22 protein-coding genes are annotated in these 24,248 nt (G+C 58.6%); 20 read left to right on the plus strand and 2 right to left on the minus strand.

Annotated features, from left to right (window positions below; all coding sequences use genetic code 11):
- The first annotated feature begins 17 nt into the window (after nucleotides 1-17).
- The 20 genes from HUV26_RS09745 to HUV26_RS09840 all read left to right on the plus strand — a co-directional run bounded on the left by HUV26_RS09745 (nucleotide 18) and on the right by HUV26_RS09840 (nucleotide 22,348).
- Nucleotides 18-1,859 carry an ABC transporter ATP-binding protein gene (locus HUV26_RS09745; protein ID WP_174409910.1) on the plus strand — a complete coding sequence of 614 codons (1,842 nt, stop codon included), beginning with the start codon at nucleotides 18-20 and terminating at the stop codon, nucleotides 1,857-1,859.
- Nucleotides 1,859-3,133 carry an O-antigen ligase family protein gene (locus HUV26_RS09750; RefSeq protein ID WP_174409911.1) on the plus strand — a complete coding sequence of 425 codons (1,275 nt, stop codon included), beginning with the start codon at nucleotides 1,859-1,861 and terminating at the stop codon, nucleotides 3,131-3,133. Before HUV26_RS09745 ends, HUV26_RS09750 begins: the two co-directional genes overlap by 1 nt.
- Nucleotides 3,126-3,752, plus strand: a complete 627-nt coding sequence (locus HUV26_RS09755) for a GNAT family N-acetyltransferase (RefSeq protein WP_174409912.1) — start codon at nucleotides 3,126-3,128, stop codon at nucleotides 3,750-3,752. Before HUV26_RS09750 ends, HUV26_RS09755 begins: the two co-directional genes overlap by 8 nt.
- Nucleotides 3,752-4,945, plus strand: a complete 1,194-nt coding sequence (locus tag HUV26_RS09760; RefSeq protein WP_174409913.1) for a glycosyltransferase — start codon at nucleotides 3,752-3,754, stop codon at nucleotides 4,943-4,945. The genes HUV26_RS09755 and HUV26_RS09760 overlap by 1 nt, the downstream gene beginning before the upstream one ends.
- On the plus strand, nucleotides 4,942-6,165 hold the full coding sequence (locus HUV26_RS09765) for a glycosyltransferase family 4 protein (protein WP_174409914.1): 1,224 nt from the start codon (nucleotides 4,942-4,944) through the stop codon (nucleotides 6,163-6,165). The genes HUV26_RS09760 and HUV26_RS09765 overlap by 4 nt, the downstream gene beginning before the upstream one ends.
- Nucleotides 6,162-7,373 (plus strand): glycosyltransferase family 4 protein, encoded by a 1,212-nt coding sequence (locus HUV26_RS09770; protein WP_243451343.1) that lies wholly within the window; start codon nucleotides 6,162-6,164, stop codon nucleotides 7,371-7,373. The genes HUV26_RS09765 and HUV26_RS09770 overlap by 4 nt, the downstream gene beginning before the upstream one ends.
- Complete coding sequence (pelF, locus tag HUV26_RS09775) at nucleotides 7,370-8,491, plus strand: GT4 family glycosyltransferase PelF (RefSeq protein WP_174409915.1); 1,122 nt, start codon at nucleotides 7,370-7,372, stop codon at nucleotides 8,489-8,491. The genes HUV26_RS09770 and pelF overlap by 4 nt, the downstream gene beginning before the upstream one ends.
- Nucleotides 8,492-8,525: 34 nt before the next feature.
- Nucleotides 8,526-9,128 (plus strand): acyltransferase, encoded by a 603-nt coding sequence (locus tag HUV26_RS09780; RefSeq protein ID WP_174409916.1) that lies wholly within the window; start codon nucleotides 8,526-8,528, stop codon nucleotides 9,126-9,128.
- A complete protein-coding gene (locus tag HUV26_RS09785) occupies nucleotides 9,125-10,162 on the plus strand; it encodes a polysaccharide biosynthesis protein (RefSeq protein WP_174409917.1) in 1,038 nt (345 codons plus the stop codon). Before HUV26_RS09780 ends, HUV26_RS09785 begins: the two co-directional genes overlap by 4 nt.
- Nucleotides 10,163-10,185: 23 nt before the next feature.
- Nucleotides 10,186-11,334 carry an NAD-dependent epimerase/dehydratase family protein gene (locus HUV26_RS09790; RefSeq protein WP_174409918.1) on the plus strand — a complete coding sequence of 383 codons (1,149 nt, stop codon included), beginning with the start codon at nucleotides 10,186-10,188 and terminating at the stop codon, nucleotides 11,332-11,334.
- Nucleotides 11,335-11,549: 215 nt separating this feature from the next.
- On the plus strand, nucleotides 11,550-12,524 hold the full coding sequence (locus tag HUV26_RS09795; RefSeq protein WP_174409919.1) for a glycosyltransferase family 2 protein: 975 nt from the start codon (nucleotides 11,550-11,552) through the stop codon (nucleotides 12,522-12,524).
- Between the two features lie 67 nt (nucleotides 12,525-12,591).
- Nucleotides 12,592-14,871 (plus strand): sialidase family protein, encoded by a 2,280-nt coding sequence (locus HUV26_RS09800; protein WP_174409920.1) that lies wholly within the window; start codon nucleotides 12,592-12,594, stop codon nucleotides 14,869-14,871.
- 90 nt (nucleotides 14,872-14,961) lie between these two features.
- Nucleotides 14,962-15,531, plus strand: coding sequence for a serine acetyltransferase (locus tag HUV26_RS09805; protein WP_174409921.1), 570 nt, complete (start codon nucleotides 14,962-14,964; stop codon nucleotides 15,529-15,531).
- Nucleotides 15,532-15,555: 24 nt separating this feature from the next.
- Nucleotides 15,556-16,563, plus strand: a complete 1,008-nt coding sequence (locus HUV26_RS09810; RefSeq protein WP_174409922.1) for an acyltransferase family protein — start codon at nucleotides 15,556-15,558, stop codon at nucleotides 16,561-16,563.
- A 12-nt stretch (nucleotides 16,564-16,575) separates the two neighbouring features.
- Nucleotides 16,576-17,634 carry a glycosyltransferase family 2 protein gene (locus HUV26_RS09815; protein WP_174409923.1) on the plus strand — a complete coding sequence of 353 codons (1,059 nt, stop codon included), beginning with the start codon at nucleotides 16,576-16,578 and terminating at the stop codon, nucleotides 17,632-17,634.
- Nucleotides 17,621-18,649 carry an acyltransferase family protein gene (locus HUV26_RS09820; protein ID WP_174409924.1) on the plus strand — a complete coding sequence of 343 codons (1,029 nt, stop codon included), beginning with the start codon at nucleotides 17,621-17,623 and terminating at the stop codon, nucleotides 18,647-18,649. The genes HUV26_RS09815 and HUV26_RS09820 overlap by 14 nt, the downstream gene beginning before the upstream one ends.
- A complete protein-coding gene (locus tag HUV26_RS09825) occupies nucleotides 18,646-19,362 on the plus strand; it encodes an SGNH/GDSL hydrolase family protein (protein ID WP_174409925.1) in 717 nt (238 codons plus the stop codon). The genes HUV26_RS09820 and HUV26_RS09825 overlap by 4 nt, the downstream gene beginning before the upstream one ends.
- A 255-nt stretch (nucleotides 19,363-19,617) precedes the next feature.
- On the plus strand, nucleotides 19,618-20,139 hold the full coding sequence (locus HUV26_RS09830) for a GNAT family N-acetyltransferase (RefSeq protein WP_174409926.1): 522 nt from the start codon (nucleotides 19,618-19,620) through the stop codon (nucleotides 20,137-20,139).
- A gap of 91 nt (nucleotides 20,140-20,230) precedes the next feature.
- Nucleotides 20,231-21,097, plus strand: coding sequence for a PIG-L deacetylase family protein (locus tag HUV26_RS09835; protein WP_174409927.1), 867 nt, complete (start codon nucleotides 20,231-20,233; stop codon nucleotides 21,095-21,097).
- Between the two features lie 84 nt (nucleotides 21,098-21,181).
- Nucleotides 21,182-22,348, plus strand: coding sequence for a carboxylate--amine ligase (locus HUV26_RS09840; RefSeq protein ID WP_174409928.1), 1,167 nt, complete (start codon nucleotides 21,182-21,184; stop codon nucleotides 22,346-22,348).
- Nucleotides 22,349-22,581: 233 nt separating this feature from the next.
- Here HUV26_RS09840 and HUV26_RS09845 read toward each other — a convergent pair whose 3' ends face one another.
- On the minus strand, nucleotides 22,582-23,394 hold the full coding sequence (locus tag HUV26_RS09845; RefSeq protein WP_174409929.1) for a PEP-CTERM sorting domain-containing protein: 813 nt from the start codon (nucleotides 23,392-23,394) through the stop codon (nucleotides 22,582-22,584).
- 162 nt (nucleotides 23,395-23,556) lie between these two features.
- Nucleotides 23,557-24,246 carry a CAAX prenyl protease-related protein gene (locus tag HUV26_RS09850; RefSeq protein ID WP_174409930.1) on the minus strand — a complete coding sequence of 230 codons (690 nt, stop codon included), beginning with the start codon at nucleotides 24,244-24,246 and terminating at the stop codon, nucleotides 23,557-23,559.
- Nucleotides 24,247-24,248: the final 2 nt, after the last annotated feature.

Genomic DNA, 24,248 nt, shown 5'->3' on the forward strand with positions numbered 1-24,248 from the left:
GAGGAATGCCTGTGTTCATGCCCGCCAGAAAATTGCTGGATATTCTGAGCCGGTCGGAAAGACGCACCGTTGTGCTGTTGCTGATGCTGCAGATGGCGGTTGCCGTCTTTGAGGTGATGGGGCTTGCCTCGGTCATGCCGCTTCTGGCGCTGGTGGGCGACCCCGGCATCATTCAGGAGAACCGCTGGGTAAATATGGCCTATGGAATGCTCGGCGCCGAGAGCGAAAAACAATTCATCATGTACTGCGGAATATTCTCGCTGGGCATGCTGCTGGTCTCCAATGCTGTCCGGTTTGCTGTGACGTGGGCAATGCTGCGGTTCACGCATATGACCAACTACACACTCTCGAAGCGCATGTTCAGGATGTATATTCTGCAACCGTACAGATTCTTTTTTGATCATAACTCAAGCGACATCATCAAGAACGTGCTGGGTGAGGTGGCATCCGTATGCTGTTATGTTCTGCAGAATGCCATGATCATACTCTCACGTTGCGCCATAGTCATTGCGATAATGATCTTTATGATCTTCATAAACCCGTTGGTTTCGCTGGCGGTGTTTGTGTGTTTTGGCGGAAGTTATGTTCTTGCCTATGTTCTTACGCGGCGTGTCATGGAGCGTGTCTCCAAAAAAAGACTGGAGGCAACGGAGCGCAGGTTCCGTATTGCCGGTGAAACATTCAGAAGCATCAAGGAAGTGAAGGCCGCGAACCGCGAACTGTTTTTTTATGACAAGTTTGCAGATGCTTCGGAATCATTTGCACGGCAGTGCACGGTAAACGAGGTGGTTGCCATGAGCCCGCGCTACAGCCTTGAGGTGGTGGCATACGGAGCCATGGTGGTACTTGTTATGGTGTTCTTCATATCTGGTTGGAACATAGGCCATATTCTGCCGCTTCTGGGGGTGTATGCGCTGGGGGGCATGAAGATGATGCCCGCGTTGCAGCAGGTGTTTGCGGGCATGACGAACATACGGTTCTATCTGCCCGCCCTGGACCTGCTGCACAGTGACTTCAGCCGCTTTAAGGTGGATGAAGCGGAACAGGAAGCCCATGCCGGTGCAGTTTCCTTTGAGCGGGAAATCCGGTTCGAGGATGTGTCGTTCGCCTACGCGCAGGAAGCCGGACCGGTGCTGGACGGGCTGAATATGATCATCGGCAGGAACAGGATGGTCGGCATTGTGGGGACGACCGGGGCGGGCAAGACCACCGCCATAGATATGCTGCTGGGGCTTCTTGCGCCGGACAGCGGCAGGCTTCTTGTGGACGGCGTTCCTATCGATACCGGGAACATCCGGGCATGGCGCAGGCATATAGGCTATGTGCCGCAGGTCATCAATCTTCTGGATGACTCCGTAAAGATGAACATAGCCCTTGGGGTGCCCGCATCAGAGGTGGATGAGGCGCGGTTGGTGAACGCAGCCAAGGCGGCCAGTATTCATGAGCATGTGATGCAGAACATGCCCGACGGGTACGATACGGTCATCGGCGAGCAGGGGGTGTGTCTTTCCGGCGGTCAGCGGCAGCGGATAGGCATTGCGAGGGCACTGTATCAGGGGGCCGATGTGCTTGTGCTTGATGAGGCCACCAGTGCCCTTGATGCTGATACGGAGCGCAAGGTCATGGAATCCATTGCCGGACTGGCCGGGGAGATGACCATTGTGATTATTGCGCACAGGCTGAGCACCCTTGAGAAGTGCGATACGATTTTTGTTTTTGAGAACGGCAAGGCCAGTCCGGTGGGGACCTATGCGGATTTATGCGCCCGTAACGGGCTGTTTACGGGGCGCGACCCCGTTGCAGAACGTATGGCGGATACGGCGGTTCCGGCTGCGGCCGACCTGCGGGGAGCGTGCTGATGATCAGCGAGACCCGGGGGCCTGTTGATACGGCGGTATCGGTGCGGCGGGCTGGCATACGCAGTAGTTGTTCGCTGACGGGCATAACCCTGCTGGCGGTTATGGCGTTGCCCAGACTGCACGAGATGGTGCCGTATCTGGTGTATGCGGACCCGGGCAAGTTGGTGATTCTGCTTTGTCTGTTCTGCATCCTCACATCCAAGGGGGCGGTGCGCGTGCCGTGGCGGCGGTTGCCGCAGGTGCGCCTGTATGTCCTCTTTGTCATCTGGCTGTTCATTTCTGCCACGATGGGGGTATGGCCCAGTGCCAGCATTGCCGGGGGTGTGTCGTTTCTGAAGAATATGGTGTTTTTTCTGCTGTTCATGAAAAGTATTGATAGCATGAACGACCTGTACAAGGTGGTTCGCGTGCTCCTGCTGGGCATGCTCGTGTTCAGCACGTCCATTATAGCCAGAGCGTCCATGGGCAGGGCTGATGCCGGAGGCTACACGCTGGACCCTAACGAGGGTGCTCTGCTTATCGCCGTGCTCATGCCGTTTCTCTATTACTTTTTCAGGGGGGAGCGGGGTTTCTTCCGCATGGCGTTTCTGTTCGGCATGGTTTTGGGGGCGGGAGCGGTGCTTTGTACAGGGTCACGTGGCGGAGTTATCGCGCTGTGTGTGGTGCTGAGCTACGCCTATCTTGTCGACAGCGGCATGTTTCTGAAAAAGATTCTGCTCATTGCCGTCACGGTTTCTGCCGTGTTTCTGTTCATGCCCGACGGTATACGGGAGCGGTTTGACCGGCTTGGAGACACGGAGCAGGACTACAACCTGACCCACAAGCACGGGCGCATGATGGTATGGGAGCGGGCCATGTCCCTCGTCGAGGAGAATCCGGTTTTCGGGGTGGGCATGCACAATTTTATCTTTGTGGAATCGGAGGTGAACAACCAGAGCAGGGGGGTGGTGACGCACAACTTCATCCTGCAGGTTGCGACAGAACTGGGTATTCCGGGAGCCCTGATTCTGCTGTCCATCTTCGCTGTGTCGTGGCGGCAGGCAAGGCGGATGCGGGCACAGGTGCGGCGCACGCCGAACAACATGCGGGCATATGCGCTGCTTTCCGGCCTTGAATGCGCGTGGCTCGCCTTTTTCATAGGCGGGCAGTTCTTATCCGTTGCCTTCAGCTCGCAGATCATTTTCATGGCCTCGTGCTCCACGCTTGTATGGAAATGTCACCTGCGCGGGGATTTCCGCGTGCCTGCGCAGCAAAGGAAGGCTGCCGATGCGTAATGTATGGCGACGTGTCGTCCATTCGCTGGGGCACCTTGGCGAGTCGGTCCGGTCGCAGTATGGCGGCGGGCTGCGCGGGTATTGTAAATTTGTCTATTACAGTTGCCTGAGGGTTAACAGGTTCTGCGTGTATGCGGTGCACCTGGCAGACATAGGAAAGGACGGGGCATTTAGCGTGAACGGATATGAATTTGCGGAACTGCATCCTGATGAACTGGATGTCTACAGGTCTGCAACACAGGGCCTTCCCAAGGAATTTTACACCGACCGTATGCACGAGGTCTCCGGTTGCCATGCGGTGCTGAAGAACGGAGAGATCGTCTACCTGCACTGGCTGTACTATGAGGGCGGCCACAGCCGTTTTCTGCGGATAGGCAGCCGTGTGGCGGAGATAGGGTATATTGTCACGCTTCCGGAACATCGCCGCAAGGGCATATGCTCCGCTGCGCTGGCGGAGGCATTCCGGCGTCTGCGCGGTCTGGGTGTGGAGAAGGTATGTACGGTGGTGCATTGGGACAATGTGGCTTCGCGAAAGGCCATGCAGCATTCCGGTATGGTTGAGGAGGCTCAGGTTCTCGCTCTGGGACCGTTCAACATGCGCACGCGGGCGGAGGTGTGATGTCCGGCATACTGATGCTTGCGGGCCGCGTGCCCTATCCTCTTGACGATGGATGGAAGCTGCGAACCTTTCATCTTCTCCGGGCACTGGCGTCCGGGAGCAGGCCTGTGGATATGGTTGTCTTCGGGGAACCCGGCCATTCCGGCTGCCCGGAGGTGCTGCAGGCCCTGTGCAGGGACGTTGTGGTGGTGCCCCGTGTGAAAGCGTACGCGGCATCGGACCTGCTGTGCGGCCTTGTGCTGCCCACGCCGTTTTCCGTGCTGAACTATGGCGATGCGGAGTTTGCCCGCGCTGTCCGGGAGCTTGCAGGGCGCAACGCGTATGATCTGGCACTGGTGGAGGATATCGTCATGGCGCAGTACGCGCCGCTTGTGAAAGGGGCCCGGCGGTTTCTGGATATGCACAATGTGGAATCCGACCTGATGGCCCGTTTTGCCGCAAACTGCGATAATATTTTCAAACGGGTATACGCATCCGTTACCGCTGCCAAGCTGGGAAGGTATGAGCAGCGCACGGCAGAGGGCTTTGATGCGGTTTTTGTCTGCTCGGCGGAAGACAGGGCATTACTTGAACGCAACGGAATCCGGGTGCCGGTTCATGTGGTGCCCAACGGTGTGGACTGCGCCCTGCATGCACGTAACGGAAGCGACAGGGAGCCGATGAGCCTCGTTTTTGTGGGCAGCATGGATTATCACGCAAACATTTCCGGCGTGGAGTATTTCCATGCGCAGGTGCTGCCCCTGCTGCGGGAACGGCATCCTGACCTTACGGTGTATGTTGTGGGCAAGAACCCGCCCGACCGCATCCGTGCCATGGGGGGCAAGGGGGTTGTGGTCACGGGGGCTGTGGACGATGTGCGCCCTTACCTGCACAGGGCGGCTGTTTCCATAGTGCCTCTGCTTGTGGGCGGCGGAACGCGGCTGAAGATTCTGGAAGCCATGGCGGCGGGAGTGCCGGTGGTATCGACCTCGCTGGGGGCGGAAGGGATTGGGGCGGTGCATGGCCGCGACATTCTTATCGGCGATACGGCCCGGTCTTTTGCAGACGCTGTTTCAACACTTCTGGGCAATCCTGCGGAAGGAGAGCGCCTTGCCCTTATGGGGCGGGAGTTTGTCCGGCAACGGTTTGACTGGAGCGTTGTGGGGCAGACGTTGCGCCATGTTGTGGAACAGGCGTGCGGAGGTGCCGCATGAGCGGGACCGCCGATACAAATGGTTATGCCGGCAAGCTTGGCACCGGCGATGAGACGGGCGCTGCCGGTACGGGCAGGCCGCTGCGGGTTCTGTTTATCAGCTATTACATTGATGATCCGTCCGTGCCCGGGTTTGCGCCCAAGTACGCATTGCTTTCTGAACGCTGGAGGGGCGATGTGCTGCATCTGGCGCCCGCCTATGCGGAGTGCGGAGCCGGCAACTTTGTCTTTCGCGGGTGTGCCTATCACCGGGGCAGCGTTTTGCTGCGCCAGTGGCGGTATCTGCTGTTCTGCCTGCGGCATGCGCGCAGGCACGGCACGTATGATCTTGTCATCAGTTATGATCCTATGATCTGCGGCCTCATCAGCCTGCTGGTAAAGCGTATGGTCGGGGCAAAGCTGCTGGTGGAGGTGAATACCGACCATTTCTACCGGCCGGAAGCAGAACGGGAAAGCCTGAAGGCGCGCGTCATGCGATGGGTCAAAACAGGCATGATGCGGTTGAGCTTTGCAGGAGCGGACGCTGTAAAGTTCATTAACTCCCGGCTTGCGGAAGACTACGGACATCGGTTCGGTCGTCTGCGTCCGGGCAGGGCAGGCGGGCCTGTGTGTGACTCCTTTTTTTCCTTTATTGGCACGCAGGCGTTTGGACCGGATGCAGCCGCTGAGGGCAGAGTCATTCTTACGGTGGGGCATCCGTATTGGGTTAAGGGCGTGGATGTGCTCATCCGCGCGTTCAACAGAATAGCCCCGCTGTACCCGGACGTGCGGCTCAAGATCATCGGCATGTGCCCGGACCTTGCTGCGTATCAGTCAATGGTGGGCGATGCGGCCCGTGTGGAATTTCTGCCGGGCATCTCACACAGGGAAATCGTTCCCTATTTCCAGCAGTGCCTGTTCTACGTGCTGGCATCGCGCACGGAATCCATGGGCCGCGTGATGATTGAGGCCATGGCGTGCGGCAAGGCCGTGGTGGGCGCACGGGTGGGCGGTGTGCCCGATGTGATTGCGGACGGCGAGACAGGTCTTCTGTTCCGCAGTGAGGATGACGCGGACCTTGCCAGCAAGATGGCGATGCTGCTCGACGACCCTGCCCTGTGCAGGCGCATGGGGGAAGCGGGCCTGCATCGGTGCGGCACGGAATTTACCCCGGAACGCTATACGGAGCGTTACTTCTGGTTTGCGGACCGCATTCTGGCGCGCGGCGGGGAGGGGGCATGAGGAAAGCAAGGCCGACCGCAGGAATGGCATCTTCCATTGTGCATATGAGCTTTTCCGGCGATTTCGGCGGGCGTGAGAAGGTGGCCGCCAGCCTGCACAGGGCAACGTACAGGGCAGGATACGATTGCCGTCTGTATATGGTGGTGGAAGAGCGCGTGGGAGCCACGGGCAATGCCAACCTCTTCCGTTCGCTGGGGGACGACACGGCCCGCATGCGATTTTTCAGAACCGGTTCACGGTTTTCGGTGCGTCTGCTCATGGAGTTGCGGCGGAAGCTGCAGGAAGACGGCGTGCGGCTTGTGCACTGCCATTGCTACAAATCCCTGTTCTACGCGCTGCTGCTGCGCGAGTGCGGACTGGCGGATATTGCCGTGGTGTATACCCTGCATGGCCTGGTTCTGCGGCCGGGGTGGATATCTTCGTTTATCCGGCTGGTGCAGCATGTGGGGCTGCGCCTGTGCGACGGCGTGGTGGGATGCTCGGAAGAGATTCTCCGGGCGCACGTATCGGACAGTGCCGGAGACCGGGCGACTGCCATTATCAACGCCATTGAGTGCCCTGCGGAATACGCTGACATTGCTGCGCGGCGTGCCGCAGCAAGAGAAAGGCTGATGGAACGGTTCGGCCTTTGCGGGAACAGGCCCGTGGTGATTAACGTGGGCAGGCTGTGCCCGCAGAAGAATTTCCCCCTCTACCTCCGGCTGGTGGCCCGCGATGTGGAGCGCAACGGGGGCGAACCCGGTGCGCACTATCTGCTGCTGGGCAACGGTGCGCTGGAGACGGAACTGAAGGAAGAGGCAAGGCGGCTCGGCGTGGAACGGCACGTGGTCTTCACGGGCTTTGTGGCCGAGATGGATCAGGTGTTTACCGGAGCCGACCTGCTTGTGCAGACCTCGATATGGGAGGGAACGCCCATGTGCCTGCTGGAGGCGCAGTCGTACGGGCTTCCTGCGGTTGTGCCGGACGTGGGCGGCAACGGTGCCGTGGTTGCGGACGGAGAGAACGGTGCCCTGTACCCCGTGGGAGACATGGACGCCCTTGCCGTCCGGGTGGATGCGTATCTTGCGGATGCACCTCTGCGGGAAAGGCATGGGCAGGCGGCGCATATGAACGTGCGTACGCGGTTTGACATGGAAAGCTGGGTGCGCCGCCACGTGGACTTTTACAACCGGCTGGGCGCGCTCGTGCCCGCAGGGAGGACCGCATGAGCCAGTCATCCGTTCCTGCTTCTCCCCTGCGGATACTGCATGTGGTGTATTCCTTCGGGATAGGCGGCTCCGAGACCGTGGCCCGGGAGGTGGCCCTGCGGCTTGGCGAGCAGGGGCATGCGAACATGGTTGTGGCACTGGAGCATGACGGTCCGCTTTCCGGGGAATTCAGGTCGGCGGGTATTGCCGCGCACGCCCTGAACCGGGGGGAGGGGAGCATGTTGGGAGCCATGTACCGGCTCTTCAGGCTGGTCAGGGAATTCCGGCCCCACGCGCTCCATACCCACCACATGTACATGCTGTTTCATGCTGTTCCCGCCGCCGTGCTGACCCGCACGCCCATAGTGCACACCGAGCACGAATTCTGGTCGCTTGATACCGCCAAAGGGCGCCTGCTCATGCCTTTTCTGGCGCGGTTTTGCCGCTGGATTACCGCCGTGAACGACGAAACCCGTCTGTTCATGGAACAGCGGCTTGGTCTGCCCGGAAAATCGCTGGTTACCGTGGGTAACGGCATAGATATAAGGCGATTCTCCGGAACTGGCGCGCTGCGCCGGGCGGATTTGGGGTTGGGAGATGATGACCGGGTTGCCGTTATCGTAGCCCGGCTGGAGCCGGTGAAGAACCACCAGATGTTGCTGCGGGCATGGCAGCAGGTGGTGCGCGAGGTGGCGGGGGCGAAGCTGCTGGTGGCAGGCACGGGCAGCCTTGCAGAGCCATTGCGTGACGATGCAGCCGCCTTGGGTCTGGCGGACAGTGTGTATTTTCTCGGTCCCCGGCGAGATGTGCACGAGATTCTGCCGTTGGCGGATGTGGCGGTGCTTTCCTCGTGCGATGAGGGCCTGCCCCTGTTTCTGCTGGAGGCCATGGCCGCAGGGTTGCCTGTGGTTTCCACACGGGTGGGCGGAGTGCCCAGACTCATCAGCGAGGGGGAGAACGGACATATGGTTGCAGAGGGCGATGAACAGGCTCTGGCACGGGCTGTCGCCGGATTGCTGAAAGACCCTTCGCGTGCCTCGCGGATGGGAATGGCCGGTCGCAGGCGTGTGGAAGCCGCCTATGATCTGGATGCCGCAGTGGGGAGATATCTCGATTTGTACCGGGGAGGAAAACTGTGACGGCGGACGTTGCACAGGAACAGGAGAGAATGCCGTGCGGGAAACGGTAAAGAAAGCTGTCCGTCTGCTTTTTGCCCTGACGGTGCTGCCGCTGGTGCTGCTGAACCGCGTACTCGCGGGAGGCTCCGGGGTGCTTTCACCGGGGTGTACACAGGTGCTTGCCCTGCTGCCCGGCGTGGTGGGGCGGTATGCACGGGCCGAGTTTTACGGAGCGGTTCTGCGCTCGTGCCATCGGTCCGTGGCGCTGGATTTCGGTGTACTGCTTCCCTATGCGGACGTTTCCATCGGGGAAGGGGTCTATATCGGCCCGTACAGCATCATCGCGGAATCGGTCATCGGCAAGGATAGCATAATCGGCAGCTATGTTTCCGTTATCGGAGGAAGAAGGAATCATGTTTTCGATGATGTGGATACCCCCATTCGCCTGCAGGGACGCAGGCACGAGGTAGTGCACATTGGCGAGGACAGCTGGATAGGCAACAAGGCCGTTATTATGGCCAATGTGGGCCGCAAGTGCGTTATCGGAGCAGGCAGTGTGGTTGTAAACGACATACCGGACTATGCGGTTGCGGTGGGAAATCCTGCCCGCGTTGTCAGAGACAGGCGCAATATACCGGAACAGGAGAGCGTTGCATGAAATCGTTTTTTTCGGACAAGCGGGTCATGGTCACAGGCTGCTGCGGCACTGTGGGCAAGGAACTGGTTACACATCTTGTCCACACATACGGGGTGGGGGAGCTCATCGGGCTGGATAACAACGAGAGCGAACTGTTTTTTGCCGAACAGGAGTGGAACGGGCGTGGCGGCATGACCTTCTTTCTTTCGGATATCCGCGACCAGCAGGACCTTAAGGCCAAGATGGAGGATGTGGATATCGTCTTTCATGCCGCTGCCTTCAAGCATGTGGGACTGTGTGAGCGTGCGCCCATGCAGGCCGTGCAGAACAATATTGTGGGCGTGCAGAACATTATTGAGGCGGCAACAGCTTGCCGGGTGGACCGCGTGATTTTTACCAGTTCGGACAAGGCGGTGAACCCCACCAACGTTATGGGCACATCCAAGCTCATGGGGGAGCGGCTTATGACGGCGGCAAACAGCAACGCACGCAACGGGGTGACGCGGTTTGCGTCCACCCGGTTTGGCAACGTGCTTGGCTCGCGCGGGTCAGTCATTCCCATCTTCCGGGAGCAGATCCGGCGGGGCGGTCCCGTTACTGTTACCGATAATTCCATGACCCGTTTCATTATGAGCATTCAGGAGGCGGCTGAGCTGGTGATCGACTCTTCCACTGATGTGCGGGGAGGAGAAGTTTTTATCACCAAGATGCCGGTCATACGCATACGGGACCTTGCGGAGGTGATGATCAGGGAACTGGCTCCGAGGTATGGGCACGACCCGGACAGCGTGGAGATAGCCATTATCGGCTCCAAGCCCGGTGAGAAGATGTATGAGGAATTGATGAGTCTGGAAGAAACGCGACGTACGCTGGAATTGGAACGCTATTTTGTGGTTTTGCCGGCGTTCAGGAATTACTACAAGGAAATACAGTATAATTACAATGGATTGCTGCGTGAGTCCGTGGCTGAGCCGTATCATTCCGGCAATGAGGCCCCGCTGACGCAGGAAGCCCTGCGGCAGTTTTTGCTGGCGCATGACCTGTTGGCCGAATAGCCGCGCAACAACCGGGGGGAGTGATGAACGTTTTGATTCTGGGTGGTGACGGATACCTTGGCTGGCCTACGGCCATGCATCTTTCCGCGCACGGGCACACTGTTGCCGTGGTGGATAACTACCTGCGCAGAAATATCTGCCGTGAGGTGAATGCGCAGGCACTCTATCCCGTGCCCAACCTGCATGAGCGGGTGAGGTTGTGGGAGAGTCTTTCGGGTCACAGGATACAGACCTATTTTGGCGATCTGGCCCAATGGGATGTGACAGCGGACGTTTTTCGCGATTTTCAGCCGGAGGTGGTGGTGCACTACGCGGAGCAGCCCTCTGCGCCGTATTCCATGCTGGACAGGCGTTCCGCTACGTTGACGCTGAACAACAATTTGCAGGTAACGGCCAATATGGTGTTCGCCGTGCGCGAGTTCTGCCCGGATGCACACATCGTGAAGCTGGGAACCATGGGCGAGTACGGCACGCCGAACATAGACATTGAGGAAGGCTGGCTGGACGTGGAGCACAAGGGGCGCAGCCACCGGTTTATGTACCCCCGGCAGGCATCGAGCCTGTACCACACCACCAAGATTATGGATACGGATCTGCTGTGGTTCTACGTGCGTACGTGGGGCATACGGGTGACTGACCTGATGCAGGGGCCGGTGTACGGCGTGTTTACGCAAGAGACGGGGCATGATGCGGGATTGCTGCCTTTCTTCAATTATGACGAGCTGTTCGGAACGGTGCTGAACCGGTTTGTGGTGCAGGCTGTGGCGGGATACCCGCTCACCGTATACGGGCAGGGCGGGCAGACGCGGGGATATTTGAACCTGCGGGATACGCTGAGCTGTGTGCGGCTGGCGATGGAGAATCCGGCGGAGAGGGGAGAATTGAAGATATTTAACCAGTTTACGGAGACTTTTTCTGTGAACCAACTGGCGGAGATGGTGTGCCGGGTGGGTAAGGATATGGGGCTTGGGGTTACTGTTCAGAATTTGCCGAATCCGCGCAAGGAGCTTGAAAAACATTATTATAATCCGGCACATACGGGATTGATTGGGCTTGGTCTTGAGCCGACGCTGCTGACGGACGAGGTGCTTGGGGAGCTGATGGAGTTTGTTCTGTCGCACCGGGAGAGAATTGATAAAAGTGTTATTTTCCGGGGGGTTAAGTGGGCGTGACCGGGGATTGAGTCGGGCGGAGACGGACGAGCCGGACGAATATGGACGAGATGTGGACGAAGCCCGGAAGAAGCGGCGGACAGCCTGTGCGGGGAAGGCGAGCGGCAGGCGGAAGGGCGGCGCGGCGTGCCTTCCGGGGGCGGATACCGATGTTGGTGGGGCCGTAAGCACTGATGTTTTTGGGGAACGCTTTGTTGCAGCACAAAGGAGATGTCATGTCTGTTCTTGTTTCCGTGATCATGCCTGCCTACAACAGTGAGCGGTTTATTGAGAAGGCGATTCTCAGCGTTGTTGCCGAGCAGGGAATGGATGATCTGGAACTGCTTGTGGTGGACGATTGGTCTTCAGACACGACATGGGAACTTGTTTCTGAGATGCAAAGGACGTACCCGAATATATGGATCATGCGAAATGTGAGAAGAAAAGGGCCTGCCGGGGGGAGAAATACCGGACTTATGAATGCCAACGGAAAGTATATAAGCTTTCTTGATTCAGATGATGTATGGCTTCCCGGGCATCTCAAAAAGAGCATAGAATATTGCGAGCGAGATGGGGTTGATATCGTTTTTAATGATTTCTCCGTGGTTGATTATGAAACTGGAGAGCATCTTTTTAATTGGTTTGAAAGGAAGCCGCTTTTTCAGGCAATGGACAGGCGGCATGTTTCCGGATGCCTTTATGTGCTTGAAGGTGATGTGGTGAAAGTGCTGCTGAATGAATCGTTCATTCATATGCAGGCTTTGGTTGCCAAAGCGTCTGCCTTTGAAGGCATGTATTTTGATGAAGAAATGTTCTCTGTTGACGATTTGGATTTTTGTGTTCGGCTGAGCAGAAGAGGCGGGCATGTTATGGCCTGCGCCAATGATGTTACCGGAATATACAACAGGCACGCAGGCGGCATAACGGCTGCATCGCTGGATAGAAGTATCTGCTGTGTGGAGAATCATATCAAGCTGTTTGAGTCGTATATGCGTGATGAGGATTTTGCTCGGTACAGGAAGACGCTCCGGAAGCGTCTTGTTCAGGAGTATATGGAGCATGCGTACTGGATGCGGAAAAAGGGGAGGTTGGGTGATGCCGCCCGGTCTGCCCTGAGTGCTATGCGGTATGGTGCTGGTCTGGAGCCTGTGCGGGAGTTGTGCAAGGTGGGTTATTCTTCACTACAGAGCGCGTTGAGCGGTGGACGATAGGAACGGGGGCTGGGAACGGCGTGGCGTTGTGCCTTTGCCGTGCCCGCTGCCGGGGAAAGGAGCAGGTATGGTGGTGTATCGGTTTGTTGGTGCATGGGCGGCGCGTTTGCAGTGTGCGGTGTTGCTGACCGCTGTGCTCCTGTCCGTTTTTCCGGTGGTGGCGGGGGCAGCAGATGGCGTGTTTTCCGTGCGGGGCATAGGTGGCGGCGGCGGCATCTTTTCTCCTTCCGTGTCGCCGTTTGACAGGGATTTCATGCTGGTGGGCAGCGACATGAGCGGCGTGTACTACTCCCACGACGGGGGAGAGAACTGGTCGCTGGTGCGCAGCGACAATATAAAGGATGTCGCCGGCTCCGCGCCGCCCGCCTATTTTCATGACCGGGTGTACTGGTATTCGCGGCTTTCGCCCATGGTGAGCGTGGATAAGGGCAAGGCGTGGAGCAATGTGCCGTGGCCGTGGAAACCGCGCAGGCATATTGTGGGCATGACCGCCGTGACCCCTGTGCGTGCCATGCCAGGCCAGCCAGACCGGACAGACCAGCCAGATCGGACAGGCCAGCCAGACAGGACAGAAAGGGCAGACTGGGCAGCCGTGCCGGGCGGTAAGCGGTATCTTTTTGTGGCCACCCGCGAGGACCTGTGGCGTTGCGATATTGATAAAGACAGATGGGACATGGTGCTGGAAGGGGACTGCCTGCCGCCCATAGTGCTGGGCGACGTGCTGATGGTTATGAGCGGCGGCCGCATGATGCGCTCTGATGACGCGGGGGATACGTGGCATCCGGTTAATGCGCCGATAGAAAGCGAGGGAGAGATGCAGGCGCTTGCCGGGTCGCATGACGGTGAACATGCCCTGCTGCTGGCCACGGTGAAGGACAGGGGGGTGTTCCGCTCCGTGGATTACGGGGCGGGCTGGCAACAGGTGGCGGAGTACGCGCATCAGGTCATTATCCAGATACCGGGCGGGCAGACCCGTGTGGCGTGGATGATGGAGATTGACGGCATACGCGGCAAGCGGCTGTGGAAATCCGCTGACGGCGGAAGTCGCTGGGCGGAGGTTTTCCGGTATTCCGGGTTGCGGCAGAACGTTACCTATTCATGGGTGCAGACACAGATGCGGTGGGGGTATTTTTTTACCAACAACGGATTCTATGCCTCCATGGCGGACCCGGACGTGGCGCTGGTGACGACGCAGGGTGATTTTTACATGACACGGGACGGCGGAGACTCGTGGAAGTTTTTGATAAACCGGCCCATGGGCCTGCTCGCGGACGGGAAGACCCCCCGGTTTGCGAGTGTGGGGCTGGAGATGACGACCTGTTTTCAGTATCTGGTCGACCCGTGGGAGCCTGAGAGGCACTATGTGGCGTTTACGGACATAGGGTTCATTCGCTCTGAGGACGGGGGCAGGACGTGGAGTTATGCCGCCAAAGGTTCCCCGTGGCCCAATACGTTTTACCGGGTGCGGTTTGACCCGCAGGTGCCGGGAAAGATGTATGCCGCAGCCGCCAACAGGCACGATATTCCCAATTGGTCGCAGCTTGCTGGGTGGAACAAGGCGTGGAACATAGGCGGGGTGGTTGTCTCGTCCGATTTTGGCACCACATGGGCACCCCTGAAAGGATTGCCCGAACTGCCGTGCACGGATGTGATTATCCATATGGATGCCCTGACCGGCAGCCGCGTGCTGTATGCGACCGTCTACGGGGCCGGCGTGTTTGTCTCGCGTGACGGCGGCGTGGTGTGGCAGAACATTACCGCCAATATGGACCCCAAGAATATGCATGCGCTGCGGCTTTGGCGTAATCCGCAAAACGGGAACCTGTTTTGCCTTGTGACAGCCAAGCGCGATGTGGTGGGCGGCAAGAATGTGATGACCCCCGGCGGACTGTGGAAGTCGGAGAATGACGGGCTTTCGTGGACCAATCTCATGCAGGGCACGCCGGTTATCTGGCCCACGGCATTTGTGGTGGACCCTGCGGATGAAGGCCGCATCTTTGTGGCTGTGGCCAGTGTGCCGGGGAACAAACCCCATTTTGGCGGCGTGTGGCGCACAGAGGACGGGGGCAGGCGGTGGGCGCATGTGTTCAAGGCCTCAGACACCCGCTGGAGTTATGACAGGATGATGGCGGTGGCCCTGCATCCCGACGATGCCTCTCTTGTCTATTTGGGAGGGGCGCAGACGGGATTGTGGATATCGCGCGACCGGGGCGGGACGTGGCGTAATGCGGAGTCGTTTCCGTTTGCCAGCGTGCAGGGGATAGACTTTCATCCCGCCGATGCCTCGCAGATGTTCCTGACCACCTTCGGGGCGGGTGCGTGGGTGGGGCCGCATCTGCCTGAATGATGCACGGACGGGGTTGAGTGCGCGAGTCCGGCGTGTTGCGGGGAACGCAGGCGATGGAATGCGGCTGGCGGGCGGCGAAAGGAGACGGGCGTGGGAGAGAGTTGGGAAGGTACGCGGGCAGCCATTGCGGCTGACCTGTTCCGATACGGCGGAGCGCGGGGCATGGGGGGGCTGTGGCGGACCATGCGTCGGGAACCCGGCCTGCGGCTGATGGTTTACAAGCGGCTTGCCGTGTGGAGCCGCAGGGATTTTCTGCCGCTGTACGGAGTGTTCCGGTACCTCTTTGGGGCCTTGTGCCGCAGGTGCTGTGTGGAGATGTGTGTGAACATGCGGGTGGGCGTGGGCATATATATAAGCCACTGTCACGGCATAACGCTGCACGGGGAGAGTGTGCTGGGGGATAACGTGAATATTAGCCAGAACGTGACGCTGGGGCAGGCGAACCGGGGCGGGCACATGGGGGTGCCCACAATCGGCAGCCGTGTGTATGTGGGACCGGGGGCGGTGGTGGCGGGCAAGGTGGCGGTGGGCAGCAACGTGCTTATCTCCGCCAACAGTCTGGTGACCAGAGATGTGCCCGATAATGCCGTTGTGCTGGGGGTTCCGGCGCAGGTGGTTTCGGACAAGGGAGCCGCCGGGTATGTGGAACATATGGTCTGAAGAGGGAAAGGGGGCGGGAGCAGTATGCGAAAAGAATTTTTGAACTACATAAACAATTTTAGAGGTATAGCCATATTGTACATTGTGCTTGGTCATTGTCTTTCTGCCTTTGACTGGAGTGCGAACCGGGTGGTTGCGGACGTGGTGCACGTGGTGTTCACGAACGGAACGGTGTTGTTCGTTTTTATTGCTGGCTATCTCTTTCAGTACCTTTCTTACAAATACAACTACGGCAAGTATTTGAAGTCAAAATTTTTGAATGTGGGTATGCCGTATGTGATCATGTCTGTTCCCGGAGTACTCTATTTTACTCTTTTCGCTCAGCGTGCAGGAATGGAATATGTGAACGAATGGCCATGGCTGCTGCGGGTGGTGGAATTTTATCTTGTGGGGGCACAGCTTGTGCCGTTCTGGTTCATTCCCATGATTTTTATCCACTTCTTCCTTTCTCCATTTTATATACATGGCGACAGGCGTGGCTGGCTGTATTACCTGCTCCCGCTATTTTTTATCATCGGCCTTTTTGTGTGGCGGGGTGGTCCGTATCAGTTGCAGTCGTATCTGCATTATGCCTTTGTGTACTTTTTTGGCATGTTCCTGTGCAGGTATCGAGAGCGCTTTAATCCTATTCTCAGCAGGGGAGATGTGCTGCTGCTACTGTTTTTTACAGTGACGGCGCTGGGGCTTCTTGAATACGGCTCTGATTTTCAGAGTATGTACGCCAAGCGGTTGAATTTTGTGCAGCATATTGTGCAGTGTCCTTTCTACATCGGGCTGCTGGTCCGTTTTGAACATGTTATCGGCAAGAGGATGGACCTGTTTGCCACCATGAGCTTCGGCATCTTTTTTGTGCACAGCTATTTGATAAGCGTCTTCAAGCTTGTGGTGAATCGGGCCGGGGGTGGGGCAACGGAGGGGAGCGTCTTTTTGCTCATGCTGTTTTATGCGGCGATTCTGGGCACGAGCATGCTCTTTGTCATGAGCGTTAAACGCATTTTCGGCAAACACAGCCGGATGGTGTGCGGCAGCTGACCGGAGGCTTGTGTGAGCGGCAACGATACCCCCTTGGTGACGGTGATTATGCCCGCCTACAACGCCGGGGCGTTTATAGGCGAGAGCATCGCCAGCGTGCTTGCGCAGCAGGAGGTCTCTTTTGAACTGCTGGTTGTGGACGACTGCTCGACCGATGACACGTCTGCTCGGGTGGCGGCGTTTGACGATGCGCGTATCCGGCTGGTGCGCATGGCTGTAAACGGCGGGGTGAGCGCGGCGACCAACAGGGGGATGCAGCTTGCACGGGGCAGCTATTATGCCCGTCTGGATGCGGATGACCTGATGCTGCCGGGGCGGCTTGCCCGGCAGGCAGCGTTTATGGAGGCTCATCCGCAGACGGGGTGCTGCGGCGGCGCGGTGGAGGTGTTCGGCGAGGGGCTGGAACCGTACCGGGTGGCATATCCGCAGAGCGATTCGGCCATTCGGTGTGCCATGCTGTTCGGCAATCCTTATGCGCATTCTTCGCTTATGGTGCGCATGGATGCGGTGCGGCAGACCGGGGTTATGTACGACGAAACACTGCGTCAGGCCGAGGATTACGATTTTATAGAGCGGCTGTCGCACGGCACGGGGCTTGCGAACCTGCCTGAGGTGCTTGTCCGGTACCGCAGGCATGCAGGGCAGGTGACGGAACAGCAGGGGCGCGCCATGCGGGAAAAGCGCGGGGTGGTGCGCAGCCGGTATTCGCGGCGCGTGTTTCCCGGACTGCTGCCGGAACAGGTGCTCCTGCACGATATTCTGGCGGAGACGGATACGCCTGTGGACAGCGTGGCCGTGCCGGAAATCGGAGAACTTTTGCAGTATTACGCCCGCACGGGCGCGGAGCGTTTTGGGATTGAACGGCGCGATCTGGAGCGGACGGTTGCCGTGAAGTGGCTGAATGTGTGCCACCGAGCCGGATTGGGCGCGCGCGGGGTGTGGGGCTATTTTGCCTCTCCTCTGCGGCGGCTGGGACCGCCCAAGTATGCCGGGGAGGCGGCTCTGGTGGCGAAATGGCTGCGCAGGGCTGTTGCGGGGTGGAAGCAGGAGGCGGCGCATGAGCGGGTCTGAGAAGCTTGCAACGTCATATTTTTGGAACGGCGCGCGGGAGTTGCAGGCTTCCCGGGCTGAACGTCTGGTCTGGGCAGACAATACGCGCGGCATGGCGATTGTTCTTGTGGTGCTGGGGCATGCGTTCATCCCGGAGGCGGCCAAGGCTGTCATTTACGGTTTTCATATGCATCTGTTCTTTTTTCTCTCCGGGGCTTTTTTTTCGCCCGGTCGTTCCTTCATGCAATTTACTGTGAACAAGGCGCGTACGCTCATGCTGCCCTACCTGTTCTTCGGGCTGGTGGCATGGGGGATATGGATTTTACGGGTAACGGTGCTGCACGGGGGAGAGCCGGGGGCGTATCTTTTTCAACCGCTCCGGGATTTGCTCATGCTGGGGCAGTACTGGTTTTTGCCTGTGCTGTTTGTGGTTTCGCTTCTGTTCCGGCAGTTGTACCCTTGGGTGAGCATAACGGTTCTGCCGGTGCTGGTTGCCGGGTGCGCCCTGCTGCACCATCTTTTTGAGGGGTATGCCCTTGTGCCGTATGCCGGTACCTTGGTGCACGCCATGAACGCGCTGGGGTTCTATGCTGCCGGGTATGTTTACCGCAGCTACGGATTGCAGGTGCGCGCGGCTGTTGCGGTGGCAGCCGCTGTGGTTTTTGCGCTGTCATTTCACTGGGGGTATCCTGCCTACGGCATGGAAACCATAGGCCATGTGGACAACTACGCCTATGCCTACCTGCTGGCCTTTTGCGGCATTCTGCTGGCCATATTCGCAGGCGGCTGCATGCCCCGTAACGCAGTGTTTTCCTTTCTTGGGGCCAACAGCCTGCTCATATACCTGCTGCACGGGTATCCCGGTGCCATTTCTTCCCGCCTGTTCGCTTTGCTGGGCATAACCCCCGCTCTGCTGCCTCCCATGGGATTCGGGCTGCTGCAGACCGTGGTGAATCTGCTGCTGCTCACGCCCGCCCTTATCGTGGTGAACCGCTATATGCCGTGGACACTGGGAAGGAGCGGGGGACGGCAATGAGCCATTCCGGCGCAGGGTACGGCTGGAGAATGCTCATTGCGGGCGTGTTGCTGCTTCTGGTGACGAGTGCAGCCGCAGGGACGCGTCTGGCAGCTGATAATCGCGCGTGGGAGACATTGGCTGCGGCGTGCGGCGTGTACAGGCACAGGTCGGTGGTGTTGTTCGGAGATTCCCTGATGGCGCAGATGTCGCTGGCCCGGCACTTCGGGCTTGCTCCGTACAGGAACCGTTCCGTTTCCGGGCGGCTTGCCGTGGATGCGCTGCCGGACCTTGTGAAGGCAGCGGCAGAAGCCACGGATATAGTTATTTTGCTGGGTACCAACGATCTGGGGACCGGTGTTTCGCCGGAGGAAACGGTAGCCGCCGTGGAACGGCTGGGACTGGCGGCACGTCATGCCGGTTGCAGGGTGGTGGTGTGCAGCGTGCTGCCTGTTTCCGGTGAGCATCTGGCCACCCGTTCGCCGCAGGTGCTGGAGCAGGTGAACAGAGAATTAGCCGCCATGTGCGGGCGGAACGGATTACTTTTTGCGGAGATAGCGCCCTGTTTTGCGGACGGGCAAGGCCGCCTGCGGAAGGAATTTTCGTCAGACGGGTTACACCTTAGCCCGCCCGGACAGGCACTGCTTGCCGTGATGGTGCGACGGGCCGTGGGCATGGAATATGCGGACGGTGCACTACCGGAAACGCTTTGCGGCAGGTCTAACGACAAGTGACGGGTTCCGGTGCCTGTTTAAGCGTATTGCCTGTGAAACGGAACAGGCCGTTCTGCCGCCGGAGCGGGCCTGAAGGTGATGAGGGCAGCGGTTAAGACAGTGATGCAGGCGGCGCAAAAGCGCAGGGTCCGCAGGGTAGGGAATCTGTCATGTGGTGGAAGACGGCGGAGGATGACAATGGGGAAGCTTGGGGAGTTGGGGAGACTTGTGTGCAGAGGGGAGGTGCCCTTCATTCTGAGGCGGGTACGGAACCGTATGTATGCCGTATGGCATATGGAGCTGCTGGAAGCGGCCCGGACAGAACCTCTTGGTGTCCGTGTGCCGGAGGGCATGACCATACGGGACGCCGGGGCGGAGGATGTGCCCGCCATAGCCCGTATATGGCCTGAATCGTTTATGCCGTCCGGCTTGCGGCATGCCGATGCGGCGTCTGTGATAACCAAGCATATGAATGAGGCTATGGGCTGTTATGTGCTTGAGGATTCGGGCCGGGTGGTGAGCGTGCTGTTTATCAAGGATGCGTATGCATGGAACCGGGAACCGGCGATTGAGATAGCCAAGTGCGCAACCGATGACGCATGCCGGGGACAGGGGTTGATCGGCTACCTGATACGGCATGCCGTGAGTGCGGCAGGAGAGGGATGCAGGGTTTTTGCGCAGGTGATGAAAGGAAACCATGCATCTGTACGGTCTTTTGCAAAGGCGGGGTTCAGGTCCGCCGGTGTGCTTGAATCGCGGTATCTTCTGGGGCTTACGAGGTACAGAATAGTGCCGTGATGACACAGCGGGCGTGACGGCACGGCCACTGTCCGTTTTCTTATGGCACTTTATTGTTTCGGAGCAGGCGGGCAACGGAGAGGGAGAGGGTATGCTGAGGGAATATATTCGCAGAGGATACAGGACGCTGCTTCCTCTTCTGTACGCACGGCGCAACTACAAATTTTTTATGGCCGGTTCTTTTGCCGATCTGGACAACAGGATCAGGCGTCAGGTTCTGGCAAGCAACATGCTGAATGCCGTGCTGCGGCCCATTTTGATTCCGCCGCCTTTCGGAAAGAAGGTACTTGTTATTGCGCCGCATCAGGACGATGAGGCCATAGGCTGCGGCGGGGCTGTTCTGGCGCATCTGAACGCAGGCGGACATGCGCGGACGGTGGTGGTGCAGGATGGCTGCGGCGCGGAGCACGCACTGGGCATGACAAGGGAGGAGCTTATGAATATCCGCGAGCGGGAATCCATGGAATGCGCGCGGCGTATGGGATGCGATGAGCCGGAATTTTTGCGTTTTCCCGCCGTGGACGGGCAGACGGCAGGGCGGGTGGCGGACCGGTTGTCGGCTGTTCTGAAGGTGTACGCGCCTGATGCCATTTTTGCCCCCTCTGTGCTCGATAATAATCTGGAGCATGCGTATACCGCCAAGGCACTTGCCATGGCGCTGGAAGCAACGCCGGTGAAGGCGCAGGTGTATTCCTACGAGGTGTGGGGGTTGTGCATTCCCAGCACCGCTGTGAACATAGACCGTTTTATTGACGGCAAGATGGACCTGATTGCCTGCTTTGCCAGCCAGACGCGCAACAATGACTACGCCCATGCGTTCAGGGGACTTGCCATGTACCATGCGTTGCAGTTCGGCGCGGTAGATGTGCGCCATGTTGAGCGGTTTTTCGCGCAGCCGGCAGATGAGTATGTCGGTTTTGTCCATTCTGTCATGACGGAGAGGGCGGATTACGTCTGATTAAGCCTGATTGATGCTGCGTCGTATGGATATTTCGTGCGGTTTTCAGGGTGTGCGAACAGTGACGGCAAGGGGGAACTGGTAATGAGACCGGCAGTGATTATGGTTTCCGGGCGGGCGTGGGGGAGTTATCTTGCCATCATGCGGAGCCTTGGCAGAAGAGGCGTTCCTGTCCATGTTGTATCATGGGGGGTGGAGCAGGATATTCTTCGTGCCAGCCGGTATTACACAGCCGGGGTTGCCTTGCCCGCAGCATCGGGGGCGGACAGGCTGGCTGCACTGACGGAGTATGCGCAGCGCATAGGTGCGGAGGGGCGACCGGTGCTCTATTACTGCACCGATGAGGACGCCGCGTTTGCTGCGGACAACAGGCAGGCACTGGATGCCCGGTTCATTGTGCTGATGGGCGATGCGGACGGTTGTCGTATGTTGATGGGTAAGGACACGGTTGATGCGCTGGCACGCAGGAGCGGATTGCAGGTGCCCGGCACATGGCATGTGTCTGCGACGGAAGCACTTGACGCGTATGCGGGTGAATTCCGGTATCCCGTGGTGCTCAAGCCCTGCAACTGGAATTCCGGCGGGGGGGTGTCCATCAAGGCGGATATCATATTTTCATGGGAGGCGTTGCGGGAGCGCGCAGCGGCTGTACTGCACGGCGGGGGCGAAGTGGTGGTGCAGGACTATATTGAGGGCGGCGATGAGAGTGTGGAGTTTTTTCTGTTTTACAGGAGCCTTGATGGCGCACGGCTGCATGGCTGCACCGGGAGAAAGCTGCGGCAGTTTCCGCCCGGAGCGGGAATTATGGCCTTGGGGATGACCGATGCCATAGCGGATTTGCGAAGCGCGGGGGAAGCATTTATCTCAGCCGTGGACTACCGGGGGCTTGGCGGGGTGGAGTTCAAGCGCGGGAACGGCGGGTTGTATTTTATCGAGATGAGTACGCGGAGCGAAATGTTTCATAAGATAGCCATGGATGCAGGGGTTGATCTGCCGTGGATTGCTTATGCGGATGCGTGCGGTATTGACGCGGGGAACATTTCTGAACAGCGTGACGGCGTTTTGTACGTGAATGAGGTGCCGTATCTGCTGGTGGTTGCCCGGAAGCCTTCTTATTTTTTGCAGGATTGCCGACGGATGCTGAAAGGGCCGTTGCGGCTGGGCATGTTTGCTGCGGACGACGTAAAACCGTTTTTCCTGAAGATTGCTTCCAGCCTGCGCCGGGTGATGAACCGGACGCCGGGCAGATAACACGCAGGGCGGTGAGCATGTGATACCCCGTTGTCCGGAAGGATGGCGGGTTTTTTGTTTGTATGAGGAAGCGTGCCGAGGAGCCGCTCGGGAATGCGGCGGTGCAGGCGGGGGGGGAGGATTACCGGATAAGCGCGGTATGTGAATGTGTGTCGGGAAGTTTTACAAACAGCAGGGGGAGCGGTGCTGCCCGCTCCCCCGGATAAACCTCGCCGAACTAAGGCGTTGCTGTTTTACTGTGCCATTCTTTTGCGGAAGGCGATGAGGCCCAGAAGCCCGAGGCCGAAGATGAGGAAGGTGGAGGGCTCGGGGGTGACCATCAGGGAGACGTTGCCGCCTACGGAGATGCCCACATCGAAGAAGCCGTCACCCATTACGAACGTATTCAGAAGCAGGTTGTTGTTAAGGTCGAAGACCAAGAAGGCCTGATACAGGGGGTTGGCGGCCAGGAACTCTTCAAGGTCGCCGAAGGAGGCGTGGGAGAAGAGGTTGGTGCCGGGGTTGGAGGCGGCGAATTCAAAGATCATGTCTGTGGCACCAGAGAACAGGTTGCCGCCGAGGTCGGGCTGTGCGCCGTCACCCTTGCCGTATTCAAAGCTCATGTCCATCAGCAGCTGGGAACCGGCGATATTGTTATGGTCGCCATAGTACAGCTGCATGGAGCCGGTGGTGTACATGTAGTTGAGGGAGGACACGCCCAAGGGATTGCCGATACCGGGAACCACGTTATAGACGTAGCCGCCGAGGTCGGTGCTGTGGAAGAAGAACGAGCCGTCTACAAAGGGGTTGCCGTTGTTGTTTATGATCTGGATGGTGGCGAGGTAGGAGGAAAGTGAGAAGGTGTCGCCGTCATTCAGGATGCCGTCGCCTCCCAGATTCTGGGTGACGGTGCCTTCGCCCACAACGGTGAGCAGTTCAACGCCTGTGTAGGTGGAGCCGCCCGCGCCGCTGAGGTCGAGTGTCCAGTCCTGTACATATGCCGAAGCAGGAACGGTAAGGGCAAACACCAGAAGTGTTGCTGCCAGGAGGGAGAAAATCTTTTTCATGGTCGTATCCTTAGTTTTGGGTTTTCAACGAAGTTCGACCTGTCTATAGCAAGTGGCGTGCCAGTGTGTATTTATTTGGTATATAAGTGATTTTTTGTTGAATTTGGCGAAATGACCCTGTGTTTGTAAAGTTTGCCGACGAGTTTGGCAGCGGGGTTTACACTACCAGTAGTGCCAGCTTTGGGTGGCGAGAACGTGGGCGCAGAGCAGGCCGTTTGTCACCGCATGGGCGAGCACGCACTGCGTGGTGCTTTTTGTGAACCGGTAGAGCAGGTTGTAGGCGGCTCCGGCCATGATGCCCGCCACGAGGAAGGTGTGTTCCAGCCCGAAGAGCAGGGTTGTGGCGGCAAAACTGAAGGCTGTGAAGGTGCCCTGCGGCACGGCGAGAAAATTGCGGGAGATGAGGTAGCGGGAGAGGAACGAACGCCAGAAGAGTTCCTCGAACAGCGGAACCACAAGGGTGGCGCCCGTGACGCGGAGGAGGGTCATGGCTGCGCGTTCTGTCGGATGGGTGTACAGGTCCGGACGGAAGCCTTCTGCGGGGGCGGCGCCGAAGGGTACCCAGCCCAGCGGCAGCCAGAGCAGGAAGACGATGATGCCGCACAGCAGCGAGGCAAGGGTGCCGCGCATGGTGCGCAGGTCTGCGGCGGCGATTTCTGTGTAGTATTTGCGGAACAGCACCATGAGCAGAACGGGCAGGCCTATCTGTAATGGATAGAGTGCCTGCTTTTCCTGCGGGGCAAGGGCGAACCGTTCTCCCAGCAGGGCCACGGTTTCCGGAAAGGCGATGAAGAGCATGTAGGCGGCGAAGGGCAGCGTGCGTGCGAGCACGGGCAAGTGATCTGCGGACATGG

This window comes from Desulfovibrio psychrotolerans (genome assembly GCF_013340305.1).
Lineage (GTDB): Bacteria > Desulfobacterota > Desulfovibrionia > Desulfovibrionales > Desulfovibrionaceae > Halodesulfovibrio > Halodesulfovibrio psychrotolerans.